The sequence below is a fragment of the Micromonospora sp. AMSO12t genome, assembly GCF_008806585.1.
GTDB classification, from domain to species: domain Bacteria; phylum Actinomycetota; class Actinomycetes; order Mycobacteriales; family Micromonosporaceae; genus Micromonospora; species Micromonospora reichwaldensis.
On record NZ_WAAS01000400.1, the window covers coordinates 1 to 4,293 of the forward strand.

The window sequence follows — 4,293 nt, forward strand, 5'->3', positions numbered from 1 at the left end:
GGAGGGTGGAATGCCGAACGGCCCGTTCCACCGGAGTGGAACGGGCCGTTCGAGATGTAGCCCCGACCGGATTCGAACCGGCGCTACCGCCTTGAGAGGGCGGCGTCCTGGGCCGCTAGACGACGGGGCCAAGACTTCACTGCTTCCACCGCCCTTGCGAGCGGTGCCGCTGTAGTCTAGCGGCGGCCCCCACCGGGACGGAAATCGGGGCGACCGGACGGTCGTCCCGGCACTCCACCACCCGGACGACCAGGATCGGACGACCGGAGACCACGCTTCGGCCGAGGCCACGACCGGCCGGAACGGAAACCGGTCGCCAGCAGGGGCGGACCCGAGCCGCACCACGGCGGGGCGGAGACGGGTCGGCCCGCAGGGGCGAGCCCGAGCCGCACACGGCGGGTCGCAGCCGCCGGCGTTTGCCACCCGTGTCGCGGCGCAGGCAACCACGCGGCAACGAACAGCGCCGGCGTGGGACATGCGAAACGACCCGCCCCACCGGAGTGGAACGGGCCGTTCTGAGATGTAGCCCCGACCGGATTCGAACCGGCGCTACCGCCTTGAGAGGGCGGCGTCCTGGGCCGCTAGACGACGGGGCCAGAACTGACTTGCGGCACCACTCTGCCGAGCGGTGCCGCTGGACTCTATCAGAGAGAACCCCGATCCCCTGAACGGGAACCGGAGTCGTCTCCTACGAGATCCAGCGCCCGAAGCTCTTGCGAACCTCGGCTGCGCTGGGGTACCAGGACTCGAACCTAGACTAACTGAACCAGAATCAGTCGGGCTGCCAATTACCCCATACCCCATTGGCCCCTTGCGGTGCCGGGATCAAACTTTACCCTCCCGGTGCCAGCAGGCCAAATCGAGTCCCCCAAACCGCCCCTGAACTGCGGAAACGGGGCCTCGACGCGGATCAGGCGACGGGCACCACCGGGTTGGTGAGGTCTCCGATCCCCTCGATCCGCACGGTGACCGTATCCCCGTCCAGCAGCGGGCTAACCCCGGCCGGCGTGCCCGTGAGCACCACGTCGCCGGGGAGCAGCGTCATCACGTGCGAGACGTACGACACCAGGGCCGGCACGTCGAAGACCATGTCGCGGGTCCGGCCGAGCTGGCGGACCTCCATCTCCTCCGGATTGCGACCCACCTCACAGCGGATCTCCAGGTCGCGGACGTCGAGCCCGGTGGTGATCCACGGCCCGATCGGGCAGAACGAGTCGAAGCCCTTGGCGCGGGTCCACTGCCCGTCGGAGCGCTGGAGGTCCCGGGCGGTGACGTCGTTGGCGCAGGTGTAGCCGAAGATGGCCCGCTCCGCGGCGGCCCGGTCGGCCCGGCGGGCGCCCGGCGCGCCGATCACCACGGCCAGTTCGGCCTCGTGCTCGACCTGCTTCGAGAAGATCGGCAGCCGGATCGCGTCCCGGGGCCCGATCACGGAGGTGGACGGTTTGAGGAAGAGCAGCGGCTCCTTCGGCACCTCGCTGCCGTGCTCGGCGGCGTGCTCGGCGTAGTTGCGGCCGACGCAGACGACCTTGCTGGGCAGGATCGGCGAGAGCAGGCGGACGTCCGACAGCGCCCAGCGGGCACCGCTGAAGGTGATCTGGCCGAACGGGTGGCCCTCGATCTCGGCGATGGTCAGGCCCTGCGGGCCCGCCTCCGCTTCGCCCTCGACGACCCCGAACGACATTCCCTTGGCATGAGCAAAACGAGCGATACGCACCAGGCCAATCTAGCCCCGGCGACCCGCGACCCGGCCGAGGCCGCAGTCAGGCGCGCCCGGGACGCCGGGAGGGCGCACCCTACGACACCGTCCGCTCGCGGGGGCGGAGTTCGCGACTTCGTACCCGCCCGGTGTCGTCGCGCCCCTAGCGTCGGCTCCGGAGGTTCGTTCGTATGCCTGCATCGACACGACACCACAGGGCCCTCGCAGTGTTCGTACACTGCCTCGGCATTCTCTCCGCCGTGCCGGCACTGCCGGCGGCGGCCCCACCCGCGGCGGCCGCGCCACCACCGGTGGTCGCGCCGACCCCGGAGCCGGCGATGCCGTCGGCGCCGCCGGCGGTGCCCACCCCGACCCGGGCCGCCCCGCCGGTGGCGAAGCCGCCGGTCACGGTCGCGGTGGTGCCGGAGAGCACGCCGGCGCCGCGCTACCGGATCCAGGTCCGCAACAGCGGTGGCACGCCGGTGGACACCACCGTCCGGCAGGAACTGCCGCCCGGGGCCTCGGCGACCGCCATCACCGCCGGGGGCCGGGCCACCCGGGCCGCCCGGGGCACCGGGCAGTCGGCCACCGAGGTGACCTGGCAGCTGAAGCTGCCCGCCCGCAGCACCACCACCCTGGGCACGGCGCTCACCGCCGCCGCCCCCGCCCGGCCGCTGACCGCGCCGGCCTGCGCCTACGCCCGCGACGGCAGCCGGCCGTACGACTGCGCGACCGCGACCTGGACCGCGGGCGTGCCGGCCGCCGCGCCCCAGCGTTCCGAGACGCCGCCGTGGCGCCGGACGCCGGTGCTGCTGGCCGGGCTCGGCACGGTGACGGTGCTCGCGGTGGGCGGGGTGTGGACCTGGCGCCGGCGCCGCCGACCGGTCGCCGCGGCCCTCTCCGGCCAGCATCCGGGGACGGTCTACCCACGCCCGGCCGCGCCACGACCGGAACAGCTCCGCCGCAAGCCGTCCGTCTGGCTGATCGTCCCGGTGGCCGCCGTCGTGCTCGCCGGCACGGTGGGCACCGCCGCCTGGACGGCCACCCGGCAGGTCGCGGCCGTCGACACCGACAGCCAGCCGACCAGCGGCGCGTGGCTGGGCCAGGGGGTCAACGGCGCCGTCGGCGAGCCGCTGCGCGAGTCGGCGTTCGAGTTCACCGTGTACCGCGTCGCGTGCGAGCCCGGCGCCACGGCCCGGCAGTGCGAGGCGACGGTCGGGGTACGCAACCTCACCCCGGAGCAGCAGAGCTGGCACGGCCGGCTGCAACGGGCGTACCTGCCCGACGGCAACTTCGTCAGCACCGACGAGCAGGCGACCCGGGCCGCCAACCAGGGCCGGGACGTCTTCGCCCAGCCGATGGCGGCCGGCAGCCGGACGGTGCTGCCGCTGGTCTTCACCGTCGCCGGGAAGGCGCCGCCGGAGCAGCTTGAGCTGCGCAGCGGGGTGTTCTCCGCCGGGGTCCGGGTGGACGTGCCCTGACCGGGCGCCGGGCGGCGGTCGTACCCTTGGCTTCGTGACCGCCGCCCTCGCCCCGCCGACCTGGGTTGCCCTCCTGGAGGCGCACGAGAGGCGTGCGGACGCCCTGACCGCAGGCCACCGCGCCCGCAGGGCCACGGGGGAACGCCACGCGATCGACGACTTCCTGTACGACTACTACGGCACCCGGCCCTCCGTGCTCCGCCGGTGGCACCCGGGCGTGGGCGTCTCCCTGGCGCCGGGCCCGGACGGCTCCGCCCCGCACCGGCAGTGGCGTTGGTACGCGACGGCGGCGGACGGGGCGGTGAGCTTCGACGTCGCGGCGTTCCTCGTCGACCGGGCCGAGTCGGTGCGCTTCATCCACCGCCTGTTGTCCGCGATCGCGTCGCGACCGGCCTTCACCGGCTGCTTCGGCCTGCACGAGTGGGCGATGGTGTACCGCCAGCGTGAGCATCGGCACCAGCTCCCCCTGCGACTCGGGCAGGAGGGCACCGACGCGGTCGTCGACTCGCACCAGATCCGCTGCACGCACTTCGACGCGTACCGTTTCTTCACCCCGGACGCGGTCGGCCTCAACCGGCTCCGACCCACGAGGGAGAGCCAGGTGGAACTCGACCAGCCGGGCTGCCTGCACGCATCGATGGACTGCCACAAGTGGGCGACCAAGTTGGGGCCCGCGGTTCCGGGGGACCTGGCGCTCGACTGCTTCGAGCTGGCGAGGGACATCCGGCTACTCGACATGCAGGCGTCCCCGTACGACTTCTCCTCCTACGGGCAGCCCGCGGTGGCCATCGAGACGCCGGAGGGCAAGGCCGAGTACGCGGCGCGTCAACGCGAGTTCGCACAGCGTGCCGGCCAGCTACGCGCCCGGCTCATCGGTGTCTGCGCGGCGCTGCTCGAACAGGCGGCGCCATCGACACGGGTGGGGGCGTGACCCCCTGAGCCAGCGGTCTGCCCGCTGAGCCGTGGAGCTGGCCGCCGGGGACCCCGTCGATGACGGTGAGGAACACCGGGCCCCGTGGGGAGTCTCGGGTCAGTCGCCGTCGACGCGGCGGTCGCGCTTGCGCTGTGACCGGCGCTTCTTGTCGGCCAGCCGGCGCTCCTTCGCGCCCCGCGACG

Annotated in this window: 3 protein-coding genes, 3 tRNA genes and 1 pseudogene; 2 read left to right on the forward strand and 5 right to left on the reverse strand. The window is 73.4% G+C overall.

Features of this window, described 5'->3' with window-relative positions; all coding sequences use genetic code 11:
• Window positions 1-57 precede the first annotated feature (57 nt).
• From F6X68_RS31135 to F6X68_RS31150, 4 genes are all read right to left on the reverse strand, one after another.
• Window positions 58-130, reverse strand: a tRNA-Glu gene (locus F6X68_RS31135).
• 393 nt (window positions 131-523) lie between these two features.
• Window positions 524-596: transfer RNA gene (locus F6X68_RS31140), tRNA-Glu, on the reverse strand.
• A gap of 135 nt (window positions 597-731) precedes the next feature.
• Window positions 732-803: transfer RNA gene (locus F6X68_RS31145), tRNA-Gln, on the reverse strand.
• Window positions 804-910: 107 nt separating this feature from the next.
• Window positions 911-1,714 (reverse strand): fumarylacetoacetate hydrolase family protein, encoded by an 804-nt coding sequence (locus F6X68_RS31150; protein WP_151457599.1) that lies wholly within the window; start codon window positions 1,712-1,714, stop codon window positions 911-913.
• A gap of 173 nt (window positions 1,715-1,887) precedes the next feature.
• Between F6X68_RS31150 and F6X68_RS31155 the strand changes: the two genes are divergently transcribed.
• Both F6X68_RS31155 and F6X68_RS31160 read left to right on the forward strand, forming a co-directional pair.
• Entirely contained in the window at window positions 1,888-3,177 is a 1,290-nt protein-coding gene (locus F6X68_RS31155) for a hypothetical protein (protein ID WP_151457600.1), read from the forward strand.
• 34 nt (window positions 3,178-3,211) lie between these two features.
• Window positions 3,212-4,108, forward strand: coding sequence for a 3-methyladenine DNA glycosylase (locus F6X68_RS31160; protein WP_151457601.1), 897 nt, complete (start codon window positions 3,212-3,214; stop codon window positions 4,106-4,108).
• Between the two features lie 99 nt (window positions 4,109-4,207).
• On the opposite strand, the pseudogene F6X68_RS31165 reads toward F6X68_RS31160, so the two are convergent.
• Window positions 4,208-4,293: pseudogene (locus tag F6X68_RS31165) on the reverse strand (aminoacyl-tRNA hydrolase); the annotation flags it as partial.